This is a genomic window from Bacillota bacterium (assembly GCA_013178305.1).
Lineage (GTDB): Bacteria > Bacillota > Sulfobacillia > JABLXB01 > JABLXB01 > JABLXB01.
The window spans coordinates 431727-454655 of record JABLXB010000003.1; the positions used below are offsets into that span (position 1 = coordinate 431727).

A 22929-nucleotide genomic window follows, 5' to 3' on the forward strand; every position below is an offset into this window, starting at 1 on the left:
AGGTAGGTCTACACCGAATGATGCGGTGGCTCCGGTGGATTGCGGAGGACATTGGTCTCCCGGTTGGTTCCGACTGGGGGCGCCCCTCACCTGTGGCGCGTACACGGATGAAGACCCCCGCGGATTTTCCATACCTGCTTTTCCGGCATAATTCCCCGTTAGCCCGCCCATCCAGGGCCGCTGAAGAATACCAGGCGAACAAGGCCCACAACCTCCAGATTGCATGCCGGAAGATCGACGGTATCGTCGTACGGCCGGGAGAAGTGCTGTCATTCTGCCGCCTGGTGGGCCCCACGCCCCGCTCGCGAGGATACTTTCCAGCCCTGACGCTGATCGGAGACCGGCTTCAAGCGCTCACCGGGGGAGGCCTCTGCCAGCTCTCGAACATGATCTACTGGATGGCGCTTCACCTCGGGTTCGAAACAGTGGAACGCCACAGGCATTCGTACGACCTATTTCCCGACGTCAACCGCACGGTACCGTTCGGTTGCGGGGCCACCGTTTTCTACAACTACGTAGACCTCGTGGTTAAGAACACGCTAGAGTTCCCCGTGGGGTTCGGATTCAGGGTCATGGACGGTATGCTGGTCGGGGAGGCCTACGGCGCGTGCCCGCTTCCGTTTGAGGTGCGTGTATACGAAACTGACCACGAGTATTACGATTCCGTCGATGGCAAGCGCCGCCGGAACAAGATCTGGAGGCGCGTCGCCGGACCGGGTGGCCCTCCGCGGGTCGAGCTCGTTGCGGAGAACGATTGCCGCGTGACATACGAGGTTTCAGTCTGACCATAGGGAACCGCGCAGGTACGCGCTATCGCCAGCCGCCGCGGAACCGGAGTAGGACTGCGGCAGTCTAATTGTAAGTAGGGCGGTCCTCGCTATTAGGATTCGAACAGGCCTTCGGTGAGGTGGGGAGGCGGCAGTGAGCGGACGGCGGCGGACACACAGACGAGGGTCGCGCTTTGTTAGCGCGGTTCTGACATTGACGCTCCTGGTTACGGTGTGGGGAACCACGGTACCTCGAATGCCCACCCGCACCGCACTTGCCAACTCGGTCCCGCTGGAGGCGGTCGGGCGCAGCGTCGTGCCGAAGCACAGCACAAGCGTCCGGATGGTCGAAGAAGAGGTCAACGTTGATATTCACTACGCTCCGGCTCTGAAAGCCACCGAACGGGCGGCGTCTCCGGACTATCCGCCGCCGTATGTTGCCAGGGTCCACGCCGTGTTCCTCTTTGAGTCGTCGCGCGACGAACGCCTCACGGTCGGGTTTCCGCCGGGCGTGCTTCCTGACGAGGAGTTCTTCACTCGCCAGGTTGAGGAATTCCGGGTAACGCTCGACGGGGAGGGTCTGGCACATCGAATCGAGACCATTCGTCGGCCGAGGACGGAGGAAACATGGGCGGTGTGGGAGACCCCCTTTCGCAAGGGGCGCATCCGTATGGACGTGGCATACACCATTCCGATGGATCCTCCCAAACCCGACTCGGACCTCCGATTCTACTATGTTCTGAGGACCGGCAAGTACTGGGAGGGACCCATCGGGAAGGCGCTCATCAGGCTGAAGGTCGTGAACTCGCAGGGTCCCGTCCCAATCAGGCGCGGGGACGTACTTGCCGGGACCACCAGAGGCTGGCGGGTGAACGGAAGCGCGCTCGTCTGGGAGTACACGAACATAGAACCGCAGTTCGACATGGAGGTCCACCTTCGGCACTTTCCTATGGAAAGAGACGTTGAAAGGGCTCTCACGCTGGCCGCCGTCTCGAATGTACTGCCGCCGGACTGGCTCGATGAGGAGTGCTCTCCAGAGGAACTCGCTCGGCTGGCATACAGCGTGAAGAGGCACTTCGGTCTGCTGTACTACGAGGCGCGATCCCGTGATGCAGACGAGGAGCGGTTGATACCCATGTTTGAGGCGGGCGTCTTCGTGCACAGGCGGGCGCTGCTTGGCCTGCCGGACGATGATGACCTTCACTCGTCATACCTGGGCTTTCTCGCAGGAGTGATCGAGACCGACAAGCGGGCTGACCTCCTGGAAGACTGGTTCAGGGGGATGCTGCGGGCACTGGAACGAGGCAAACGCGCTGACCTGTCCGACTTCGGTGACCCGGCGGAAGCGAGCTCGTACCGGCGGGCGGTGCGGATGTACGCTCATACGGCGGACCCGGCGAAGCGGTCCGTCGTTGTCAACGTCCTTAAGGCTTGCATGGTGCCGCCCCGCGCCTTCAGGACAATCGTGAACTGGTCGGGAGACCTATCGGGGCTGCCGGCGGAAACCCTCGAGAAGGCGCAACGAGATCTGTACGACGACCTCCGGAGCGGCGGACCCGACGGAGGCGGTGCGCTCGTCTATTTTATAGAAAAGGATACAGCAGAGCCCGTAGCCGAAATATGGGACATCCCGGCGACACCTGAAGCATTGGTTAAAGCGCTCCTCGGCGTGCCGCGTGACACCAGGAACCTTTATTCCCCGTTCATAAGCGGGATCGAGCTGAAAAGCGCGACGGTTCGGGGGCGGACACTGACCCTGGACTTCAACGAGAGGTTTCTTGAGGGGATCACGGGGCGCCTATCCTTTAACGACAAGTGGGTTGCATTCGTGCTGGAGCGGACGCTTTCGCAGATCGACTCGATCGACTCGTACCGGGTGACCGTAAACGGGAGAGCCGTCCCCGCGGGGAGCCACTTCGACTTCAACGGCCCCCTTGACCTGCGCCCATGGCGGGAACGGAGCGATACCGGCGCCGGCACTAGTGACGGCGGAGGAGGTTGACCAATCTGAGCAGGGTAGCGTGTGGAATGCTGGTGGCCGCGTCGATCACGATATATGCTATGATTTGCTCTCCCGTGGCCACCGCGAACGGTTTGCCGTCGGACGTCATCCTGCACGAGAGCGGTGCGATTCTGCTGCCGAGGCCGCAGTCGCCCTTGTGCGTCGACCGGGCCGACATCGTGATGGACGTGCGCGACTACCGAGCGCAGATCCACACGACGTACCAGGTTTCAAACCCGGGGCCGGAGCGGCTCAGGGAACAAGTAGCCTTCTTCGTACCCGATGGGAGCGACGTCGAGGGCCTGGAGACGGTTGTCGCGGGACGGCAAGTCGAGCACCTGCTGCTCAAAGGTAACGCCGGGCAGGTCGTCCCCCCGGGGACGCTCCCTGAACCGGATGAACTGTGGGTGGACCCGCTTAGTGGAGCCAGGTATCAGCCCGCGAATCCGTGGTCGACGCGCGGGAGACCTGCCGTTTTTGTGTTCCCGGTCGAGATCGGGCCACGCGAAACCTGCAAAGTCGAGGTGAAGTACAGGCAGGTCCCAAGCGTAGATTACGGTCGGCTGGTCAGGCCCCTGTATCGTTACGACTACCACCTCTGGCCGGCACGCCACTGGTCGAGTTTTGGACCCATATCAATGAGGATTCTGTCCGGCGGTCAGCAGAGAGCGGTGAGGAGCAATTGTACTGCAGTCAGGCGTGAGGGTAACAGGACAATCGGCGACAGCCAGCTTGACGGAATCCCCGTGGATGTGTTGAGTGTGTACGTGTACAGCGGCGCGATCACTCCATGGGTCCCATGGCCTCTCAACGCGATCTGGCTTGGGCGCTGGGGCAGGATAGCCGTCATTGTCGCAGTGTGCTCACTGGCCGGAGTAGCCGCGGGGCGGGTCGCCCGGCGCAAGCGGCCCGGCGCGCGCCTCTTGAGCCTGGCGCTGTGCGCGGGCGTGCTGGGACTGGCGTACTTGGGCCTCCCGCTTTCCAGCGGTTCAGGGTGGGCGTTCGTCATGTTGTTCATGTTCTTCCCGGTGCTGGTGCTGCTGACGTTCGGGTTGCGCTGGGCGTTCAGCGGCTCGGGGGACTACTATCGGATGGGCCCATGAGGGGGTATCGTCGCGATGGCGTTCGCGGTCGACAACCGTGCACAGGACGCTATCCAGCGCACAGTCCCGATGCTTTGCGCCGTCACGCTGGCGGCGGCCGCCCTCTGTCTGTCGCCGGCCCGCGCGCTGGCCAACGCCGGGCCGACCCGGGCAATTGTCCATATTGGGGGCGGGAACCTGATTCCGTGTAGAGACGCTCCCGTTGTCGTTGAAAGAGAGGACTTGACGATCGATCTCCGCGTCTCCGAGTATGAGCGGGCCAAGATCGCGGCCGCGTACGTCCTTAGAAACGAGGGCCCGCACATACCCTCAGATGCTGAGTTATGACCACAGCTCCAGGCTGATCGGCGCTCCCGCTCGGGTGGACTACCTTCTACTGCCGGCAAGTTACTGGGCGGGATTCGAGCATCTGACCATCCGCGTGCTCACCGGCATCAACCAGCTCGTGACCTCGCGCCCACCGCTCCGCAGGCAGAGGCCCGGGGTCTGGGTTGCCGAGTTCGAGCGCCTCCCGGGCGAGAATCTCAGCGTCTTTGTCTCGTGCTGCTCCACCTGGCGGTCGGGTGGGCCTTGGAGCGTCTCATGTCGTCCCGGGGCGGACAAGTCCGCGACCTGGTGCCCGAGAACCCGGTTGATAACCGTAAAGACAGGTGTTAAAATAAGCATGGCGGATAACCTTTATGGCAAATTTTTTTGAGGGCAAGTGCTCATCACTGATGAGGAGCACTTGTAGCACGAGGCCGGCAGTTGATTGCGTAAACCAGTGAGCTGCAGACCGGGCGGCGGATGAGGAGGCGGTGGAATGCCTGATCCATACGCGGGGGGCCTGGTAAAGGAGAGTCCCTACGCGAAGAAGGAGCCGGTAATGGGGCGGATCGTGGCCGTCCTCAGGCTGCGCATGGACGCAAGGGAACTCGAACTCATCAAACAGCCGTCCAGAGCGGTGGTACGGGGCGAGGTCCACGAACTCATCGTGACCGGCGAGGACGCGGGACCCGGGAGCAAGGTCGACAACGTGGCCTACCTCGGGTTCTTCGAGGTCCTCAACAGCGGTGTCATCCTGGCGGGGGACGAAGTCAAGTGGGGAACGGCGAACCTTGGGAGACTGGCCGGGTTCGACCTCACGCACTTTCCCAACCATCTCAACATTGTCCTCCATTCGGACGTGACGAAGACGGGAGAGGAGCTGGGACTCGAACTGGGATCTACGGTCCAGTTTAGCAGCCCGGCATAAGTAACACCCCGGCGCGGATTGCCCCGGGGGATCCTCAAGGAGGGAACAGAGTTGGCAAGCTTCAAGTACAGGTTCCAGATGTACAAGCACCTCCAGGCAAACATCCCGAACATCTACGCCGAGGCCAAGAAGGCCGCGGACGAGATAGGGATACCGGCCGACCTGCGCGGGAAATTTGGGCTTACCGGCGCGATCTCGGGTTGCCCCGCCCCGATGCGCAAGGCTGTAATGGAGGCCGCGGAGAAGGGCGCGACCGAGGTAATCCCCCTCTCCAAACTCGTGGAGGAGATCCGCGAGATCGTCAAGGACGTTTACGGCGACGAGTTCGACGTCTGCCCCGTCAACACGTGCGAGGCGGGGCTGTGGGTGACCTACGACTGCCTGTTTACACCGCCCAGCCTCGGGCGCGGCGACAGCTATCGCACTCGCTACATCACCCCTTACGAGAAGCACATGCATCACCAGGCCGGCTACGGCAGGCCGTACCCCCCGAAGTACAAGGACTTCCTGGCCGACAGGGGCAGCACCGCGGGCGAATTCGGCTTCTATGGCAAGAGGCTCAACAACCTCGACGTGGTCGTGGTGCCGCTCCCCGGGGCGAAATACGACAACCACGGGATCAAGTACTGGCCGACCCCGCTCCTTACCGGGGTCGATCCCGAGGAGGCCATCGAGAGGATTTCGAACGTAGCCGCGGACAATGCGAACTGCCTGGCAGGCTTCGCCTCGCTCGGCTATGACACCCCCGGCTACGGCTACGGCGTCAAGGATGAGAGCGGCGCGCCACTTCTGCAGAAATATCTCGGCGAACTCGCGGACGAGTTCAACGTTCCGTACGTCGTGGACAACGCGTGGGGCCTTCCGTTTGTCGGGACCGACCCCAGGAAGATCAACGCCGATGTCATAATATACAGCATGGACAAGGCCACAGGCGCCGCGACCAGCGGTTTGATCATCGGCCGCGAGGACGTCATGGTCAACATCAGGCGCGCGCTCGGCATGCACGGCGACAGGTGGGGCACGCTCGCCTCGTACGGTAAGGCCGCGTACGTCACTCAGGACCCGGGCAAAGAGGCGCTCCTCACCCAGGTACATGTACTGAAGGAACTGCGCGACAAACCGGAAATATTCAAGAAGCCCGTGGACGACCTGTACAAGATCGTAACCGAGGAGTTCGCCGCGTTGCCGGCCAAGTTCAAGGACAACCTGGTGTTCAGCAAGTCATACAACTCCGGCACGGTTGAGATCAACTACGAGAAGACCTGGTCCGGGAGCGAACTCGGCTTTCCGGTGTTCACCATCGAGGACATGTACGCCGGCTCGAACATCATCCAGACGGGTCTCAGCCAGATGGGTATCATCCCGACGATCGGCTACGACGCCAACATCTTCATCTCGCCCGGACTCGGCACTTGCGATGAGAACGGCGAGATCGTGGACCAGAAGATGAGGCTCGCGGTCAAGGGGCTCGTGAAGTTGCTCGAGATCATCGGGAGGTACAGCGGTTACCTGTCGTGACTGCGGAGGGGAGAACATGGGAGAGGTCAGGGTCGTCATAGCAGGCGGCGGCTGGTCGGGCTGCGCCGCCGCCCTCACGGCAAAGAACGCAGGCGCCGCGGTAACGTTGCTTGAGCGCACGGACCAACTCCTCGGCACAGGCCTGGTGGGCGGCATCATGCGCAACAACGGCAGGTTCACCGCCACCGAGGAGGCCATCGCGCTCGGCGCTGGCGAGCTGTTCGAGCTCTGCGACAGCATCGCCCGCCACCGGTATCTGGATTTCCCGGGGCATAAGCACGCCACGCTATACGATGTTGCCAAAGCCGAACCGACGATCCGCAGGTACCTGCTGTCGAAGGGCATAGACGTGCGGTGCGAAGCCCGAGTGACCGACGTGGTCATGGAGGGGTCGAAGATCAAGGCCCTGGTCACGGAGGACGGCGAGAAGTACGAGGGAGACGTATTCCTCGACACCACGGGGACGGCCGGGCCCCAGGGGAACTGCACGAAGTACGGCAACGGGTGCGCGATGTGCGTATTGCGCTGCCCGTCGTACGGACCGCGGGTGAGCGTGGCGGCGAAGGCGGGCGTGAAGGAGTTCGTGGGCGGGACCTCCAAGGGGACCATCGGATCCATGAGCGGCTCCTGCAAGCTTCACAAGGAGTCTCTGGCGCCGGAGATCGTTGAGAAGCTGAACGAGGCTGGCGTGGTGGTCATCCCGGTCCCCGCGGAATTGCGCAAGAAGGACGTCCTGGCGTACAAGGCCTGCCAGCAGTACGCGCTGGGCGAGTACGCCGAGAACATCGTCCTGCTGGATACCGGCCACGCCAAGCTCATGACTCCGTTCTTCCCAGTTGAACTCCTGCGGCAGATCCCGGGCATGGAGAACTCGAGGTTCGAGGATCCGTACTCGGGCGGCAAGGGCAATTCGATGCGGTACTTCGCCATCGCTCCCAGGGACGACTTCCTCAAGGTGGAGGGTGTCGACAACCTGTTTTGCGGCGGCGAGAAAACGGGACCGCTCGTGGGGCACACCGAAGCGATGGTCACCGGCGCCCTCGCGGGGTACAACGCCGTGCGCTACACCCTCGGCATGGACCTCGTGAAGATACCGGAGTCGCTGGCGATCGGAGATGCGATCGCGCACGTGGGACGGCTCGTCAAGAGCGGCGAGGGGCTGAGCCAGAAGTTCACCTTCTCGGGGTCAGTGTATTTCGAGAGGATGAAGCAGCTGGGCCTCTATTCGACGGACAAGGCCGCGATAAAGAAGCGCGTGCGCGACGCCGGCATGGAAGGAGCCCTCGCGAAGAGGCTAGTGTGACGGCGGCAGTACGGCTGCCGGAAGATCTAGAAGGAGACTGCGTGCTGGGAGGGAAGCAGATTTTGCTTGGACCGAAAGAGGAACTCGAGTACAACATTCTCAGGGTGGCTTCTGCCGCCGGTGACCTTATCGGGTCCGGCACGCTCTGCCATGGCCTCGACCAGTACGGTATGAGAATAAGTGAGGCGACCGCCGGCCGCCTTCTCCGCAACCTCGACAAGAAAGGCTATACGGAGAGGGTGTCTTTCAAGGGCAGGCGGCTCACCGACCTCGGCAGGAACAGGCTTCAGGAGCTCGCCGGGGAGCGCGAAAGGGCGTCTTTCGGGAGCGAGCTCCTGAAGGTCCTCAAAGCCAGAGGTAAGCAGGAGCTTATCGATATCCTGATCGCCAGGCGCGCCATCGAGAGGGAGACCGCGCGCCTGGCGGCTCAGAACGCGAACGCGGCCGAGGTGGCCGAGCTTGGCGATATCATCAGGCGTCACCGCGAGGTGGTCAAGTCCGGCGGCAGCGGCTCCGACGAGGACGTCAGGTTCCACCAGCTCATCTCCTCCGCGTCGAGGAACAAGGTGCTGATGGCGGCCGCCGACCTCATCAGACAGGACGGCCAGCTCGCACCCATGCTGACGGTAATACGAAAGAGCGTGCACAGCACCGTCGTGGACGATCACATCAGGATATACGAGGCCATCCGCGCGGGCGACCCGGCCGCGGCGGAATCGGCGATGGTCACACACATAGAGAATCTCATCCGGGACGTCCGGAAGTACTGGTCGAAGTACGGTGGTGACGAGCAGTCGCCGCCCGCTCAGGCCCGTCCGCCGCAAGACAGCGGGGTTTGACGGTGGGCGTGGGGTTGGCCGCATCATATCATCGCCAGGGTTTGTCTACAGGTACTCATCATGGATGAGTACCCCGGGGGTGAGCTCCTTGAAATCGACATCGAAGGTGATGGACAGGGTCATAGACGCACTTGACGTTGAGACGTTCGTGGCATGCTCCTCGGAGGATGAAGCCAAGCGGATCGCGCGTGAGATGATGGCCGGCATGGGCATGCCGGAATGCGACGTTGTATTCGTCGAGATGGCCGGATCCGGGGCGCGCATCAGGGCCAGGTGCTACATTCACAGGTCCGGCGATTCGTACGGATGGTTGGGGGTGTGAACCGTGGCGAAGAAGGTGCTGCTCGTACCGCTTGACCCCGTACACGACATAGGCCTCAAGATGATCCGCAGGGCGCTCGTCGAGCGCGGCCACGAGACCACCCTTCTGCAGCCCGACCTCCCGCCCGAGGAGATCGTCCAGGCGATCTCGTCGTCCGGGTGTGAGTACGTGCTCGTCGGCAGGACGCTCGGCTACGGCGTTGCGGACGTCCTCGCCAGGCTCGCCGACCTGGCCGACGCGGCCGGCGTCAGAAGTAAAGTGAAGATGGTTGTCGGGGGCATGGCAGTGCGGCCGGAGATAGCCGCCGAAACGGGGTTCGACGCGGGGTTCGGTCCCGGGACGTCCATCGAAGAAGTGATCGCGTACGTGGAGGGCCGGCCGGTCGAAACCTCCGTGGGCAGCGTGACGAGGTCGAAACCCGACCTCACCTCCGGCTACACCTACTCGTTCAAGAACAGGGAAATCGAGGACACGATCCGCCCGGTAGCGGACGAGGTGGTCGCGTGGGCAACCACCATGACCTCGCCCGCGGTCGAGAGGGCGCGACTCCGCCGCCGCATGGCTGAGGCGTCGCGGAGCGGCGACGCGGGGGGGACGGCCTCCCTCATCAAGTCGTACGTGGCGCTCTGCGACGCGGGGATAGCCCAGTCGTACGACGGCGGGGCCGTGGCGAAGACGCGCCCGATAACGGCGGAAGAAAGAGATGCGCTCGCGCGGCGGGTGGCGCAGGTAAGCGCCCAGGGGGGCTGGAAGACGATCCGCCACGGAAAGGAGCGCCCTGTCGTATTCATCCAGTACGGGACCGGCTGCCCCATCATGGACATCACACACATCCAGGTGGGCGAGTCCTGGGGCGCCGACGGTGTCGTGCACTTCGACCCCTCCTGGGCTGCGAGGAAAGAGGGAATGCTCCACGGCTTCCTCACCCACCAGGAAGACGGTTCGCTCATCACCGAGGGCAATCTCAACCTGATCAAGTCGGGCATGACCCCATACACGCTATGGCAGGTCAGGGCGCACCGCGGGCTCAACACCCCCGAGACGGTCGTGCTGGCCGGCGAGGCGGGGGCCGATCTCACGAAGATCAACATGGTTTACGGATCGCTGGGCGCCGGCACCGATCCCGAAAGACTCACGGTAGACGGGGTCGAGGCAATCAGGCAGGCCGTGCATTACGGCCTGCCGTTCGACGTCGTGACCAACGAGGAGCTGTGCGGGGTCCCGGCGCACAAGGCGTTCGCCGGAATGCTCATCGTTGCCTCCATCGCGAGGCGACTCGGCGGCAGGCCCATCCTCCAGCCGCTATTCTGCTATTCGCCCCAGGTAATGATCGAGGGGCAGATGAAGGACAACTACGTCGACTTCAACGCGGCCAAGGTCATGGCCCTGAGGAGCATCATTGACGCCCCGGTCTGGCCGGGCGCCCCGGTGGGGTTCCTGACCCACACCGAGGACAGGGTGCAGTCATCCATGACCACAGCGCTTCACGCATGCATGGCGTCGTCAATGGGGGTGGACGCCATATCGATCGCCTCTTCGGACGAGGCATATTCCGGCGGTCCCATCTCGGCTGCCGCCAGGGTGGATACCCTCCGCGCGGTAAGGGAGGGTTTCAGGTTTTTCGGGCAGGCCGGCGTGCAGCCGACTCCCATGGCTGCAGAGTGGGCCTCGCAGCTCGTCGAGGGGATCCACGACGTCCTGAAGAAGGTGCGCGACAGGGGATCGTTCGTCGGGGCGCTCTACGACGGACTCCTGGGCACCAGGGAGGACGGGGCATACCCGGGCCGCTCGGGGCGCGGGACTGTCCGCAAGGCGAACACCTGATGATCGCGTCACGTCCGGCAACTGAACGGACGGCCCAGGGCATGCGCTACGAGGCGTCCGCCCGGGGGTCTACACCAGCCCCCTTCGTGCTGGGCGTGGCGGGCACCGCCAAGAATACCGGCAAGACGACCACCATGGCCGGGATCATGCAGGAGGGGCTGGCTCGGGGGTGGCGGATGTGCCTGACCAGTATCGGCTTCGACGGTGAGGAACTCGACAACGTGACCGGCCTTCCGAAACCGAGGATTCACTGCGAGGAGGGCGTCGTCGTGGCCACGGCGTCGAGGTGCGTCGAGGCGGGGACGGCGGCCTTCGGGGCCCTCGAGGACGCGGGCATCGACACGGCGCTGGGCAGGGTCCTCATCGGCGAGGTGAGGCGCCGGGGCCTGGTTGTGCTCGCGGGACCCAACAAGACCATCGACCTGGAGGCGCTCCTTGGGAGGATCCGTGGGATGCGGGCGACTCCGGACCTGGTCCTTGTGGACGGCGCGTTCGGGCGGATCGCCCCCATGACCGCGGTCGATGCGATCGTCATCGCGACCGGCGGGTCTCGAAACCGTTCGATACCGGCCCTGGCCAGGGATACTGAGGCGATAGTCCGCGTGTTCGGCATCCCTTCCCTGGACGACGCGGGGTGGGCGGGACTGTTCGGGGAAGTACGACCTTCGCTCGCAAATGGTGCGGGCTGTGGTGAGACGCTCGTCTCGTACAAGGACGGACGGGTGGCGACGGCCCCGGGGAGCTGCCTCCTCGGCGATCAGGCGTGGGCCGCGGGAGGTCTCGGAATCGCGGGTATCCGCGCGGTCTTCGCGGCGGGGGCCACCGACGCGGGCGGGATAAGGTCGTTCGTCAGGAGCCTTCAGGAGCGTCTTGGCGGCGTGTCGCTGGTGTTCTCGTCGCCGATCAGCCTCATGGTCAGCGGCGACCCGGTGGGGGTGGCCACGGCCATTGACTGGGTGGAGTCTGGCGGCGGCAGGGTGTGGGTCCGCAGGCCGGTCCCGCTGCTCGCGATCACTGTGAACCCCTTTTACCCGGTTAGATTGTCTTCAGGGAATTTCGCCGGCCGGTTCGTCAACCGCAAGAACCTGCTTCGTGAATTCAAACGCCGTTTGGGGGTGCCCGTATGGGATGTGGTGTCCGACAGGACGGCGGGACTCGGGGAACAGGTGGCGTCTGTGCTCCAGCGCAGGCGTCCGGTAGAAATGAAGGAAACGTGAAGGGCCGTGTCGAACAGTCTAAACAGGTCGGAGGAGCGCACATGTCGGCGGGGGACCTGAAACAGGAGATACTTCGAGTAAACAACCGGGTGAATAAGTCGTTGTTCGGCAACGGCCTCCGGTGGCAGAAGGTGGACATCATCGGCCAGAAAATCATCATCCTGGCTGAGAACATGCGGGTCAAGCCACTGGCCGCCATTGACGACAGAGACCCCGTCGCGACGAGGCTCACCGACATCGCGCTCCTGAACGAGTACAAGTCGAGGCTCCGCCAGGAGATCCAGGAGTCGCTGGGGCTGACGGTGAGGTCCATTCTGAAGGACTATGACCCGAAGTACCAGCTGGCGGGTACGATCATTGTGGTCGAGGAGAAGCTCGACGACTGCTCGGACAAGCCCGAGCAGGAGGGGGGCGCGGGCGGTTGCTCGCCCGTGCGGAGCGCGGACTGACGGGCGCGGACCAGGCGCACTCGTGGCCTGGCTGGGTGGCGCAACTGGAATAGAAGCTGGCTAGAGGGAACTCTGTAACGGAGTGCCCTCCAGGACCGCTAGGTTATCCGGGACGGAAGGCTGGCACATGGGGCCGGCCAACCCCCCGGGTAGGTGGCGGTCTTCTTGATTGTATGGGCACTTTCCGGGGCCTGCGGCCAAAATCTGGCGGTCGGGAGGGGATTCAATGGACAAACCGGTTACGGTCACGGACGTGGTGGAGGCGCTCGACAGGATCACCGGTGGCAGGGTATGCGTCAGGGCGTCCGACCTGTTTTCGGGCAAGAACAGGTTCGTCGTGACCAAGTCGTCGGGAATACCCGGCAAGGCCGTGACTGAGACGCCGGGACTGGTGTTCGGCGACCCATCGAGGCAGGTGAAGAAGCTGGCGGTGTGCATGACGCTCACGGAGAGCCAGATCGAGCTGGCGGGAGCGACGGGCGTGGACGCCATCGTCGCCCACCACCCGGTTGCCGACGCCGCGAACTCGGGGGGTGTGACGCTGAAGGTGTACCTCGGGCTGTACGGCATCGCCGTGCTCGAGCTGCACGAGGCGTTCCACGGGCTCCACCCCGGGATTCAGTTCCTCCACGGGCACAAGGCCTTCAGGGTCGACATCGCGTACGGCGGCATTCCGGGCAACGTGATGAGCGTCGGGAAAGCGCTCGACGATGTGAAGACGGCGGGGGACGTCTTGAGACGGTTAGCCTTTTTCATGGGCTACGCAGGCGAACGCGATATGCTCATGGCGGAGAGGGAAGTCCGCGGGTGCGCGTCCGTCGAGGAGACGAACACCGCCACGGGCGGTTGCATCCTGAACGGTTCGGAGTCGAGCAAGGTCGGCACCATAATTCACATCCACCCGCACACGGGGTTCACGGCTGATCACCTGCAGCAGGCCGTAAAGGAGCACCCCGAGATCGACACCGTGATCAGCTCGATAAGCCGCGTACGCGGGGACAGCGATCTGGTGGCTAAGGCGAAAGAACTCGGGCTGACGTTCATCCTCGGGAACTCCCACGCCATGGAGATCCTCGAAAACGGCGTGCCGCTCGCGGCCGCGCTTCAGGCGCTGTTGCCCCCGGTGGAGGTCGTGGTATTCAGGGAGAGGGTCTCGAGCTACCCGCTGGGCCACATCGGCACTCCGGCGATCAGGGAGTACGGGAAGGACATGGCGGGCCGGTACCTGTTGCCCGGCGCGCCCGAAAGGAAATGAAGGGAGGTGCCCCCGGAGGAGACCACTCGTCGATTGCCAAGCGAATCGAGCGCATGAGCCGGATTCTAAATCAGGAGGGACGAAGAGATGGGACAGACTGAGAACAGCGTAGTCGGGAAAAGGCCTCTCAGGGGTATTGAAATCGTCGGTCTTGTCATTCTTGCCCTGTCCATGATCGGTTTGTTCGTGAATCCTGGATTCATCGGCGGGATATTCAACAACATGGTGAACAGGGTCGTGGACGTGGTCGTCAAAGCCTACCTTACCGGCACCCTGGCCTGCGCCATAATTGCCAGCGTCCTGATGGGTCGCGTGCTCGAGAGGCTGGGACTCACAGACGCTATGCTGAGGGTATTCATGCCGGTCGCATCCTTGCTGGGGGTCAACCCCACAGTAGTCGTCCCGGGCGTGTACAACATCCTGGGTGACATCAACGCTGCGGGGAGGATATCGGGACCCGTCCTCAAGAAGTCGGGCGCGACGAAAGACGAGCAGAAGATCGCAGTCGTTACGATGTGCCAGTCGCAGCAGTCGTTCTCAACATTCATGCTCGGGTTGATAGCCCTCGCCAAGGCGGGGGTCTGGGCGTTCCCCGTGGTCATACTCGGGGTTTTCGCGCCACTCGTAGTGATACCGTTCATCCTGTCGAAGACCATCTACAGGAATTGCAGGCGCGTGTCCATTGACGAACTGCCGTCGTTCACGCCGAACACCGGCGCGATGCAGACCATCTTCGGCGGCGCGCGCGAGGGCGCCGAGCTGGTGTTCCTCCTGATCATACCGGCTGCGGCGGTCATATTCTCCATAATCGGGGCACTGGACTTCGTAGGGCTGTGGAAGCCGGTTGAGACGGCCCTTACCGCGGCGTTGAGCGCGCTCAGCATCGATCCCAAGACGGGCATACTCTCGGTGCTTGCGTCACCGACCCTCGCCATGAACACCCTGAAGGACATCTCGAACACGCTGGATCCGAGGCTGGTAGTGGGGTCGTTCATCCTGGGCGCGTCGGGATTCCCGCTCCAGGTCATATTCGGCCAGATCCCCGCGGTCTGGGCCGCGAACTCCAACCTGAGCGAGCGCGAGGCCATGGAGGCCGCCGTGCTCGGCGCGGTATTGAGGATCCTGACCGCCGCGCTGCTCGCCGTGGCGCTGACGCCGCTCATCGTTCAGTAGCAGTTGTCCCGCGCCAGGCGCAGCGGTTGCCGCCACGGCAGCCGCACGCGATCGAAAACGGGCGAGAGGGGCCCCGGTCCCTCTTGCCCGTTACTCTTGCTGCGGGCCGTGTTACTGGCGTACGGCGTTCAGGACTCCGCCCAGAGGTCGAGGGCTTCCGTCACGTCGAACTTGAATACGCCGCGCGACGGCCACGACATCGCGATGTCGGGCCTCCGCAGCGAGAAGTCGTACGCCTTGCCGCCCGCGGGTCCGCTCGCGCTGAGCCCCAGCGAGAACTCCAGGCAGAACACCCCCGGGTCCAGTACGGCGTTGTTTTTGACAGCGATCACCAGCCTCAACCCCGGGCTGAATGTAAGCGGGCACAGAGCGGCAGGCGCCGCCTCGATCGGGCCCAGCCCCAGGCCGGCGCCCGTGTCAGACAGGCTATACATGGCTGGTCTTCCGGTGGCTGCCACGCGCTTCGACGGGAGGACGAACCCATTTAGCAGGTAACGGTCGATCCCCCTCGACGCGGCGACGGGCTCCCCGTCAACCTCGATAGTCATCTCGAAGTATGTAGTGTCGTCCACGCTCAAACCCCTCTCGGAGCGCAGCTCGGCCCCGATGGTCATGCCGGTTCACCCCCTTTCCTTGTGGGGAAGGCCGGCCACTGCCCGAAGTCCACGTGAAACCGGCCTCTACGGTCCCAGTCCACTCTCACGCCGGGGTGGGAGAAGGGGAGGTGGTCGTGCGCCTTTCGCGACCCGCCTACTACCCTGGCAGCCAGGCATGCCTGGAGCGTGCCCTGGTCCACCGGCAGTGACGTCAGGATGTGAAGCCCAAGACGGTCACCGGGGCGGAGCCGGATGGGGACCACGTAGGCGGGGCGGACTCTGAGCGCAATGGCCGGCGCCACGTCCTCGTCCCAGATGTTGATCCTGCCGGTTGCGGCGAGGCGTTCTCCAGGCCGGAAATACGCGGGGCTGCGGAACTCATCGCGGCCTGCTGACTCCTCGACGGCGGCGCCGTTGACCGAAACGCGGACCTCGAAGTAGGTATGCGGCAAAACGTGCGTTTCGGCGAGGGCGAGGAGTTCGATGCCGAGTCTCACCGGAGCCACCTCCGCCTGGGACGCATTATCTTATTCCTGCCGTCGCCGTGGTGTGAGGGAGGCACAGCCTGGGAACGATGGAGGAAAAGGTGCCGGTCCGGCGAAAGTCATTGGGGGTGAAGAGGGTCGTGGGACGGGAAATGCCGCGAGGTACAGGTTCGTCGAAAATGGAAAGACTCCAGAAGGCCTTGGCCTCGGCCGGAGCCGGCTCGAGGCGTTCTTGTGAGGAACTGATCTCAGCCGGCCGCGTCACGGTTAACGGTGTGCCGGTGACCCTGGGTACGAAGGTGGACCCGCTCCTGGATCGCGTCACGGTGGACGGGAGGCCGGTGGACCTGCGGCCAAGGCGCCCGGTGTGCATAATCATGTACAAGCCCCGCGGATACGTAACGACAAGGCGCGACCCGCATGGCAGGCGGACCGTGATGGACCTCGTGCGCGAAGACATACCGGGGCTTCACCCGGTGGGCCGCCTCGACTATGATAGTGAAGGATTGCTGCTTCTCACAAACGACGGCGGGATCACCTACCGCCTGACGCATCCCAAGCACGAAGTGGACAAGACCTATGAGGTCTCCGTCGAGGGAGTGCCCGGCGGCTCGGTCCTGGACAGGTTGAGGACCGGCGTGAGGCTTCAGGAAGGCACGACGGCGCCGGCGCGGGCCGGCATCCTGCGCACATCGGAGAACCGCGCCGTCGTGAAGATAAGTATCCATCAGGGGTGGAACAGGCAGGTTCGCCGGATGTTCGAGGCTGTGGGACACCCCGTGGTTAGACTCAAGAGGACCGCGTACGGTCCTCTCCGCCTGGGACGGCTGAAACCCGGCCAGTACAGGTTCCTCAGCGACGAAGAGATGGACTCGCTGAGGGCGCCCGGTCAGGGGCCCGGTAGAGCATTACCCGGTGGGAGGGGGAGGGAACGAAATTGGAGCCGCAGTACTTGAAAACGCTCTCGGAAGTCGCCCGGTTCAAGGTGGATGGGTCCAACCGGCTGCATTCGGCTACCCATGAAGAAATCCGGATGGGGGCCACCACCGACATCTACTTCATAAAGACCTACGAAATCCTGAAATCGCTCGGCCTGGAGAACGAACCCGTCGTGGCGGAGATATTCGCGTCGCGCGGCGGCCTCCTCGCCGGGATGCCGGAGTGCATTTCCCTGCTCAGAGGGAATGGCGTCGATGTGGAGGCGCTCGAAGAGGGCGAGCCGTTCGGGCCGAAGGAAGTCATCATGAGGATATCAGGACCCTACGGGGACTTCGGCATATACGAAACGGCGCTGCTGGGCATACTCGCTTCGGCGAGCGCCTGGGCTACGGCCGCCGGCGAGTGCAAGGCGGCCTCCGGGGGCCGGCCGTTTCTCTCGTTCGGAGCGAGGCACGTGCATCCCGCGGTCGCCCCGGTCATGGAGCGGGCCGCGATTGTCGGGGGAGCCTCAGGGGCGAGCGACATCCTTGGCGCAAGACTCATGGGGCAGGAGCCCTCCGGCACGATGCCGCACGCCGTGGTGCTCATAGTAGGCGACACCATCAAGGTGGCGAGGGAATACGACCGCATCATGCCGCCGGACACAAAGCGAATCGTGCTGGTGGATACGTTCAAGGACGAGGCGGAGGAATCGCTCCGCGTCGCCGGGGCGCTCGGCGACAGGCTGGAGGCTGTAAGGCTCGACACTCCTGGTGAGAGGGGCGGGGTGACTGCCGACCTCGTGCGGGAGGTCCGGGCACGGCTGGACCAGGCCGGGTACAGGCACGTCAAGATATTCGTTTCCGGTGGCGTTACCCCCGAGAGAATGTCCGTGCTGGCCGAGGCCGGGGCCGACGCGTTTGGCATCGGCAGCTACATATCGGGGGCGAAGCCGATAGACATGACCATGGACCTGAAGGAGATAAATGGCCGCCCGATCGCGAAAAGGGGCCGGATTCCCGGGCGGACCCCGAATCCGAAGTTACGGAAGGTACTCTAGACCGGACGGTCCGGCCGGCGCCCCGAGCCGCCTGTTCGCGCGCTAGGATCATAATACCCTCCGGTGGGACAGCATAGGATAGTATGGGGACATCCCCCCGGGGAGTGGTACCGTTGGATGACAGGCGGTCGCCCGGCTGGGCGCGACAGGTTGAAGCGGCTCTCGTCAGGCTGTGTGCGGCCGGCCTGGCGTTGACGGTGGCGGCTCAGATAATGCTGACGAACAGCTCGTGGAGGCCCCTGTTGAACTTCGCGCACCGCGCCGAGGGGGTCAAGGTCGACGCGGCTGCGCTTACCGTGATACGCATGCCAGGCGAAGGCCGCGCCGCAGTCCGGCGATCAGCGGGGCGACCTGCCGCGCTGACGCTGAGGATTGAGGGGGACGTCGCCGGGGCTGAGGCCGCCGTATGGGCGGGAAGCCGGTACGCGGGGAGGCTCTACATGGGGCGCGATGACGCGCGGACGCTCGACGTCGAACTGTTTGATGGAGAGGAGATCACGCTGCGTCGGTTGAGTCGTGGGCCTGTGAGGGTAACCGTGGCAAGGGCCGGTGGGGGCGTGGACTACCCGCGCGTTGGAAGCCACTTCGTGGTGTCCGGAGAGGTGGAGCGGGTTGGCCCTATCGCAGTCCGCTGAACGCCTCAGGCAGCGCGTCCGGCCACTCAAAAAAGGAAAAGTCGAATCCATGTCGAAAATCACAACCGTGCCAGGACGGAAACGCGTGAGAATCGGAATCGATGGCCCGGCAGGGGCTGGCAAGAGCACTCTCGCGAGGCGGCTTGCCGGCGAACTGGGACTACCATATATCGATACGGGCGCGATGTATCGCGCCCTTGCTTTAGGGGTTCTCCGGTCGGGCCTGGACCCGCGCGACACCGGAATCGTGGCGAATCTGGCATCTACCACGAAAGTGACGCTGAAGGCACCGGATTCAGGGGGGACCGGCGCGAGTCAGGTTGTCCTCCTCGACGGCCGGGACGTGACGGCCGAGATAAGATCCCCTGAGGTCAACGCCGCCGTTTCCTACGTGGCCGAGAATCCGGCCGTGAGGAGGCTCATGGTCGCGGCGCAGCGGGAAATGGCCGCGGGGGGTGCGGTCATGGAGGGCCGCGACATTTGCACCAGAGTCCTGCCTGACGCGGAACTCAAGGTATTCCTTACGGCGAGCTTCGCGGAACGGGCACGCAGGCGATACAGGGAGATCCTGAGCAATGGATACGCGACCACGCTTGATGAGGTGGCAGCCGCGATGGCGACGAGGGACCGCATAGACTCCGGGAGGGAGACGGACCCGCTCCGGCCGGCCGAGGACTCGATCGTGATCGATAGTACCTGCATGAACGCTGATGAAGTTACCCGGGCCGTGTTAAGGCTCTGCGAGGGACTTGGCAGTTGCTGTACTGGGTGTTGAGGAGAATCCTGTGTTTTGTGGCCTGGTCGCTGTTCAGGGTACGGGTTTGGGGCAAGGAGAACGTGCCCTCGACCGGTCCCCTGATCGTATGCTCCAACCACCTTAACTGGTGGGATCCGGTGGTTGTGGCGGGGGCCGTGCCTCGCAAGGTCTCGTTCATGGCCAAAGAAGAGCTTTTCCGGTACCCGGTATTCGGACAAGTGCTGCGGATGGTGGAGGCTTTCCCGGTCAGGCGCGGCGCGGCCGATAGGCAGGCGATAGCCTCCGCCGGCAAGGTGCTGGCGGCCGGCGGCGCCGTTGGGGTATTCCCCGAGGGCACGCGCAGCAGGACCGGGGAGCTCGGCAAGGCTAACAATGGCGGCGCATACCTGGCCATGCGGAACGCCGCCCCCGTGCTTCCGGTGGGCATCACGGGTCCGTACGGGGTCGGGCGCACAGTGAAAGTGATTATAGGCGAGCCGTTCATGCTGGATGGTTTCGCAGGCAGACCGACGTCGCAGGACGTCGAGCATGGCGGCGCGAGGGTCATGAAAGCGATAGCCGGCCTGATTGATCGGGGGAAATCGATTGAAGGTCAGGTTCGCTGATGATCTGGGGTTCTGTTACGGAGTCAAGCGCGCGGTCGAAATGGCCGAGGCTGCGGCCGGAAGCTCAGGCGGTACCATATATTGCCTGGGTCCCCTGATTCACAACCCCCAGGAGGTAGAACGACTCCGCTCGAAAGGGATCAGACCGGTTGAAGGCCTCGCCCAGGTCATCGCCGGCACCCTCGTCTTGAGAACCCATGGGATGCCGCGCGATGTCGTTGCAGAGGCGTTGAGGAGGGGGCTGCCGGTCGTCGATGCCACTTGCCCGCACGTCCGGGCGGCGCAACAGGCGGCGAAGTCCCTCAGCGAACAGGGCTACCGGGTGCTGATCGTGGGCGACCCGGAGCATCCGGAGGTTATCGCCACCAGCTCGTGGGCGGGGAACGGATGCGCGGTCATCGACAGCGTCGAGAAGGCGCAGGCGCTCCCGGCCACGGACAGGGCGGGGGTCGTGGCGCAGACGACCGTGAGGCGTGAGCTGTTCGAAGCAGTCGTGGAGGTTCTCAGGGGCAGAGTCCCCGACCTCAAGGTGGAGGAGACGATCTGCGAGGCCACCGCGAGGAGACAGGAGGCTACCCGCCGGCTGGCCGGGTGCTGCGACCTGCTGCTTGTAGTAGGAGGCAGGGGGAGTGCGAACACCCGGCGGCTTGCAGAAATAGCTAGAGAAGAAGGTTGTGAGACCCACCTCATCGAATCGGCTGAAGAGCTCAGGCGGGAGTGGTTTATGGGTAAAAGCTCGGTGGGGATGACAGCCGGAACCTCAACGCCAGAGTGGGTCATAAAGGAGGTCGCAGGCAAGGTGGAGGACATCGAGAAGAACGTATCTCACGAGGAGGCGCCCCAGGCGTCGGAACCTGAACAGAAGGCGGGGGGTCAGCCCGAAGCGGCGGCTGCGCCGGAAACGCTGGCCTCGCCTGAACCCGAGGTGAAGGCCGAGGCGGAGGCCGTTCCCGAGGCGCCGGCTCCTGAACCGCCGTCCCCCGAACAGCCTGCGGCACAGGCCGGGCCCGCGGAAGGCCAGATGTACGACGAGGCGCTGAAAGTGGTGAAGTCCGGCGATCTGATCAAGGGTAAAGTGGTTTCGGTCGACGAGAACGGCGTCATGGTGGATGTCGGCTACAAGTCCGAAGGCGTCATACCGCCCAACGAGGTCAGTCGCAAGCAGGCGCCCTTGACTGAGATTGTCCACCCCGGAGACGAAATCATGGTGTACGTTCTTAGCGTGGACAGCCAGGAAGGCGTGCTGAAGCTCTCGAAGCGCCGCGCCGATGAGGAAGTGGCCTGGAAGAGCCTGCAGGAAGCCCTCGACGAGGGGCGCATCATCGAGGCGGAGGTCATCCAGGAGGTCAAGGGCGGTCTCGTGGTTGACGTCGGCCTCAGGGGGTTCGTCCCCGCGTCCCAGATCGAGCGCGGGTACGTGAGCAACCTCTCCAGGTACGTCGGGAAGCAGGTCCGCCTGAAGGTACTCGAGCTCGACCGCTCCAAGAACAGGGTCGTGCTGTCGCAGCGCGTGGTCCTGGAAGAGGAACGCGAGCGGCTGCGCACGGAGACGTGGTCGAGCATCAGCGAGGGGCAGGTCAGGCGCGGCGTGGTCAAGGGGCTGACCGACTTCGGCGCGTTCGTCGACATCGGCGGGGTGGATGGACTCCTCCACGTGTCCGAACTCTCGTGGGGCAGGGTGAGTCACCCATCCGAGGTAGTCAAAGAGGGCGACCAGATCGACGTGATGGTGTTGAGGATCGACAGGGAGAAGGGCAAGATATCGCTCGGTCTCAAGCAGGTGCTTCCAGACCCGTGGAGCACCGTGTCGACGAAGTACCCCGTGGACGCAGTGGTCCAGGGTAAGGTGACCAGGCTGGCTCCGTTCGGGGCGTTCGTGCAGCTGGAGCCGGGCGTCGAGGGACTCATACACATATCGGAGATGTCGCACCAGAGGGTCGCCAAACCCGACGAGGTGCTGAGCCCCGGTCAGGCGGTCAAGGTGAAGGTTCTGAAGTCCAAGCCCGACGAGAGGCGGATCAGCCTGAGCCTCAAGGCGGTCGAGGATGACACGGAAAAGGCGCGGGCCGACGAGTACATCGCGGAGCAGAAGGCTCTCGATAACCCAACACTCGGCGACATGTTCGGCGACATCCTCGGCGAGGCCAGGGGCGACAAGGAAACTAAGGAGGACACTGGGGAGTAAGCGCGGCTGGGCGGGGGCGGACCCTCGGGTCCCCGCCGCGCACTGCACACTCCGCAGATGCAGATTGCGGGGCCGCATGGCGGCGGCCCCTTTTCAATTCAATCAGGCCGGCGGTGCCAGCCTGCGCTCTCTACCCCCCGGATTAGGCATGTCATCTTTCCTGACATCCTCGCTTGACAGTATTTCTGACCAGCACATATACTCAAGCCATGGCTGGAAGAACTGGGGGTATGGCGCTTGATAGAGTGTGACAGGCCGGTCCTGTCGATGAGCGTGGTCGTTTCGATGACAGGGCTCAGTGAGCGCCAGATCAGGTACTACGAGTCCAAAGGGCTTCTCAAGCCGGACCGCACCCGTGGCAACAGGCGAATGTACTCACAGGAAGACGTCGACCGGCTTCGCGAGATAAAGGCCCTGCTCCAGGTTGGCTACACGCTGGGCGAGGTCCCAGCAGCCCTTACCAGGCGCGCGCAGAGCCAGGCCAGGCAGCCTCACCGCGGCGACGCCGCCATCAAGTTTCCCGGCGCCGGAAGCGGTCAGCCGGCCAGGCGAATCACGTCGCTCTATCCGCCCGCCGGCGGGTTCCAGTTGATCGACGCCGTCGATGAGGCGAGGTCCAAGGCGGCCAGGTCCAAAGATGTCATTTCCATAGGGGAAGGGAGAGGAAAGGCTTGACGAGGAG

General features: G+C 63.8%; 23 protein-coding genes. 21 read left to right on the forward strand and 2 right to left on the reverse strand.

The features are described 5' to 3' along the window. The first annotated feature begins 92 nt into the window (after nt 1-92). From HPY55_09810 to HPY55_09875, 14 genes are all read left to right on the forward strand, one after another. A complete protein-coding gene (locus HPY55_09810) occupies nt 93-785 on the forward strand; it encodes a VanW family protein (GenBank protein NPV70925.1) in 693 nt (230 codons plus the stop codon). 196 nt (nt 786-981) lie between these two features. Continuing rightward, the gene (locus HPY55_09815; GenBank protein ID NPV70926.1) at nt 982-2769 is read left to right on the forward strand and encodes a GerMN domain-containing protein; all 1788 of its coding nucleotides are present in this window, start codon (nt 982-984) and stop codon (nt 2767-2769) included. Continuing rightward, a complete protein-coding gene (locus HPY55_09820) occupies nt 2766-3872 on the forward strand; it encodes a hypothetical protein (GenBank protein NPV70927.1) in 1107 nt (368 codons plus the stop codon). Before HPY55_09815 ends, HPY55_09820 begins: the two co-directional genes overlap by 4 nt. A gap of 15 nt (nt 3873-3887) precedes the next feature. Beyond that, nucleotides 3888-4199, forward strand: coding sequence for a hypothetical protein (locus HPY55_09825; GenBank protein NPV70928.1), 312 nt, complete (start codon nt 3888-3890; stop codon nt 4197-4199). 475 nt (nt 4200-4674) lie between these two features. Further along, nucleotides 4675-5106, forward strand: coding sequence for a hypothetical protein (locus tag HPY55_09830; GenBank protein NPV70929.1), 432 nt, complete (start codon nt 4675-4677; stop codon nt 5104-5106). Nucleotides 5107-5157: 51 nt separating this feature from the next. Then, entirely contained in the window at nt 5158-6624 is a 1467-nt protein-coding gene (locus HPY55_09835) for a hypothetical protein (protein NPV70930.1), read from the forward strand. Between the two features lie 16 nt (nt 6625-6640). Further along, on the forward strand, nt 6641-7927 hold the full coding sequence (locus tag HPY55_09840) for an FAD-dependent oxidoreductase (protein ID NPV70931.1): 1287 nt from the start codon (nt 6641-6643) through the stop codon (nt 7925-7927). A gap of 62 nt (nt 7928-7989) precedes the next feature. Beyond that, nucleotides 7990-8766, forward strand: a complete 777-nt coding sequence (locus HPY55_09845; GenBank protein ID NPV70932.1) for an FCD domain-containing protein — start codon at nt 7990-7992, stop codon at nt 8764-8766. Between the two features lie 64 nt (nt 8767-8830). Continuing rightward, nucleotides 8831-9088 carry a hypothetical protein gene (locus HPY55_09850; GenBank protein NPV70933.1) on the forward strand — a complete coding sequence of 86 codons (258 nt, stop codon included), beginning with the start codon at nt 8831-8833 and terminating at the stop codon, nt 9086-9088. A gap of 60 nt (nt 9089-9148) precedes the next feature. Continuing rightward, a complete protein-coding gene (locus tag HPY55_09855; protein NPV70934.1) occupies nt 9149-10912 on the forward strand; it encodes a cobalamin-binding protein in 1764 nt (587 codons plus the stop codon). Then, a complete protein-coding gene (locus HPY55_09860; protein NPV70935.1) occupies nt 10912-12129 on the forward strand; it encodes a hypothetical protein in 1218 nt (405 codons plus the stop codon). The genes HPY55_09855 and HPY55_09860 overlap by 1 nt, the downstream gene beginning before the upstream one ends. A gap of 41 nt (nt 12130-12170) precedes the next feature. Then, the gene (locus HPY55_09865; protein NPV70936.1) at nt 12171-12578 is read left to right on the forward strand and encodes a DUF2294 family protein; all 408 of its coding nucleotides are present in this window, start codon (nt 12171-12173) and stop codon (nt 12576-12578) included. Between the two features lie 226 nt (nt 12579-12804). Continuing rightward, nucleotides 12805-13833, forward strand: coding sequence for an NGG1p interacting factor NIF3 (locus HPY55_09870; GenBank protein ID NPV70937.1), 1029 nt, complete (start codon nt 12805-12807; stop codon nt 13831-13833). Nucleotides 13834-13920: 87 nt separating this feature from the next. Next, nucleotides 13921-15006 carry a hypothetical protein gene (locus tag HPY55_09875; protein NPV70938.1) on the forward strand — a complete coding sequence of 362 codons (1086 nt, stop codon included), beginning with the start codon at nt 13921-13923 and terminating at the stop codon, nt 15004-15006. Between the two features lie 128 nt (nt 15007-15134). Here HPY55_09875 and HPY55_09880 read toward each other — a convergent pair whose 3' ends face one another. Continuing rightward, entirely contained in the window at nt 15135-15620 is a 486-nt protein-coding gene (locus HPY55_09880) for a hypothetical protein (GenBank protein ID NPV70939.1), read from the reverse strand. Further along, nucleotides 15617-16099 carry a hypothetical protein gene (locus HPY55_09885; protein ID NPV70940.1) on the reverse strand — a complete coding sequence of 161 codons (483 nt, stop codon included), beginning with the start codon at nt 16097-16099 and terminating at the stop codon, nt 15617-15619. Before HPY55_09885 ends, HPY55_09880 begins: the two co-directional genes overlap by 4 nt. Nucleotides 16100-16266: 167 nt before the next feature. Here HPY55_09885 and HPY55_09890 point away from each other — a divergent pair, with 167 nt between their 5' ends. The 7 genes from HPY55_09890 (at nt 16267) to HPY55_09920 (ending at nt 22922) form a co-directional block, all read left to right on the forward strand. Next, entirely contained in the window at nt 16267-17043 is a 777-nt protein-coding gene (locus HPY55_09890; GenBank protein ID NPV70941.1) for an rRNA pseudouridine synthase, read from the forward strand. Beyond that, entirely contained in the window at nt 17025-18065 is a 1041-nt protein-coding gene (locus tag HPY55_09895) for a nicotinate phosphoribosyltransferase (GenBank protein ID NPV70942.1), read from the forward strand. The genes HPY55_09890 and HPY55_09895 overlap by 19 nt, the downstream gene beginning before the upstream one ends. Nucleotides 18066-18178: 113 nt before the next feature. Next, nucleotides 18179-18700: a hypothetical protein gene (locus HPY55_09900; GenBank protein ID NPV70943.1), complete on the forward strand. Its 522-nt coding sequence runs from the start codon at nt 18179-18181 to the stop codon at nt 18698-18700. 49 nt (nt 18701-18749) lie between these two features. Next, entirely contained in the window at nt 18750-19475 is a 726-nt protein-coding gene (locus HPY55_09905) for a (d)CMP kinase (protein NPV70944.1), read from the forward strand. Continuing rightward, nucleotides 19457-20062 carry a 1-acyl-sn-glycerol-3-phosphate acyltransferase gene (locus HPY55_09910; GenBank protein ID NPV70945.1) on the forward strand — a complete coding sequence of 202 codons (606 nt, stop codon included), beginning with the start codon at nt 19457-19459 and terminating at the stop codon, nt 20060-20062. Before HPY55_09905 ends, HPY55_09910 begins: the two co-directional genes overlap by 19 nt. Further along, entirely contained in the window at nt 20043-22247 is a 2205-nt protein-coding gene (locus HPY55_09915; protein ID NPV70946.1) for a bifunctional 4-hydroxy-3-methylbut-2-enyl diphosphate reductase/30S ribosomal protein S1, read from the forward strand. Before HPY55_09910 ends, HPY55_09915 begins: the two co-directional genes overlap by 20 nt. Before the next feature lie 267 nt (nt 22248-22514). After that, entirely contained in the window at nt 22515-22922 is a 408-nt protein-coding gene (locus tag HPY55_09920; protein ID NPV70947.1) for a MerR family transcriptional regulator, read from the forward strand. Nucleotides 22923-22929 lie beyond the last annotated feature (7 nt).

Excerpts from the sequence above, each read along its gene's own strand:
- HPY55_09920 (NPV70947.1), top strand. The coding sequence starts at position 22,515 with ATGAGCGTGGTCGTTTCGATGACAGGGCTCAGTGAGCGCCAGATCAGG.
- HPY55_09825 (NPV70928.1), top strand. The coding sequence starts at position 3,888 with ATGGCGTTCGCGGTCGACAACCGTGCACAGGACGCTATCCAGCGCACA.
- HPY55_09830 (NPV70929.1), top strand. The coding sequence starts at position 4,675 with ATGCCTGATCCATACGCGGGGGGCCTGGTAAAGGAGAGTCCCTACGCG.
- HPY55_09870 (NPV70937.1), top strand. The coding sequence starts at position 12,805 with ATGGACAAACCGGTTACGGTCACGGACGTGGTGGAGGCGCTCGACAGG.
- HPY55_09890 (NPV70941.1), top strand. The coding sequence starts at position 16,267 with ATGGAAAGACTCCAGAAGGCCTTGGCCTCGGCCGGAGCCGGCTCGAGG.
- HPY55_09880 (NPV70939.1), bottom strand. The coding sequence starts at position 15,620 with ATGACCATCGGGGCCGAGCTGCGCTCCGAGAGGGGTTTGAGCGTGGAC.
- HPY55_09840 (NPV70931.1), top strand. The coding sequence starts at position 6,641 with ATGGGAGAGGTCAGGGTCGTCATAGCAGGCGGCGGCTGGTCGGGCTGC.
- HPY55_09860 (NPV70935.1), top strand. The coding sequence starts at position 10,912 with ATGATCGCGTCACGTCCGGCAACTGAACGGACGGCCCAGGGCATGCGC.
- HPY55_09855 (NPV70934.1), top strand. The coding sequence starts at position 9,149 with ATGATCCGCAGGGCGCTCGTCGAGCGCGGCCACGAGACCACCCTTCTG.
- HPY55_09905 (NPV70944.1), top strand. The coding sequence starts at position 18,750 with ATGTCGAAAATCACAACCGTGCCAGGACGGAAACGCGTGAGAATCGGA.
- HPY55_09865 (NPV70936.1), top strand. The coding sequence starts at position 12,171 with ATGTCGGCGGGGGACCTGAAACAGGAGATACTTCGAGTAAACAACCGG.
- HPY55_09875 (NPV70938.1), top strand. The coding sequence starts at position 13,921 with ATGGGACAGACTGAGAACAGCGTAGTCGGGAAAAGGCCTCTCAGGGGT.
- HPY55_09850 (NPV70933.1), top strand. The coding sequence starts at position 8,831 with ATGAGTACCCCGGGGGTGAGCTCCTTGAAATCGACATCGAAGGTGATG.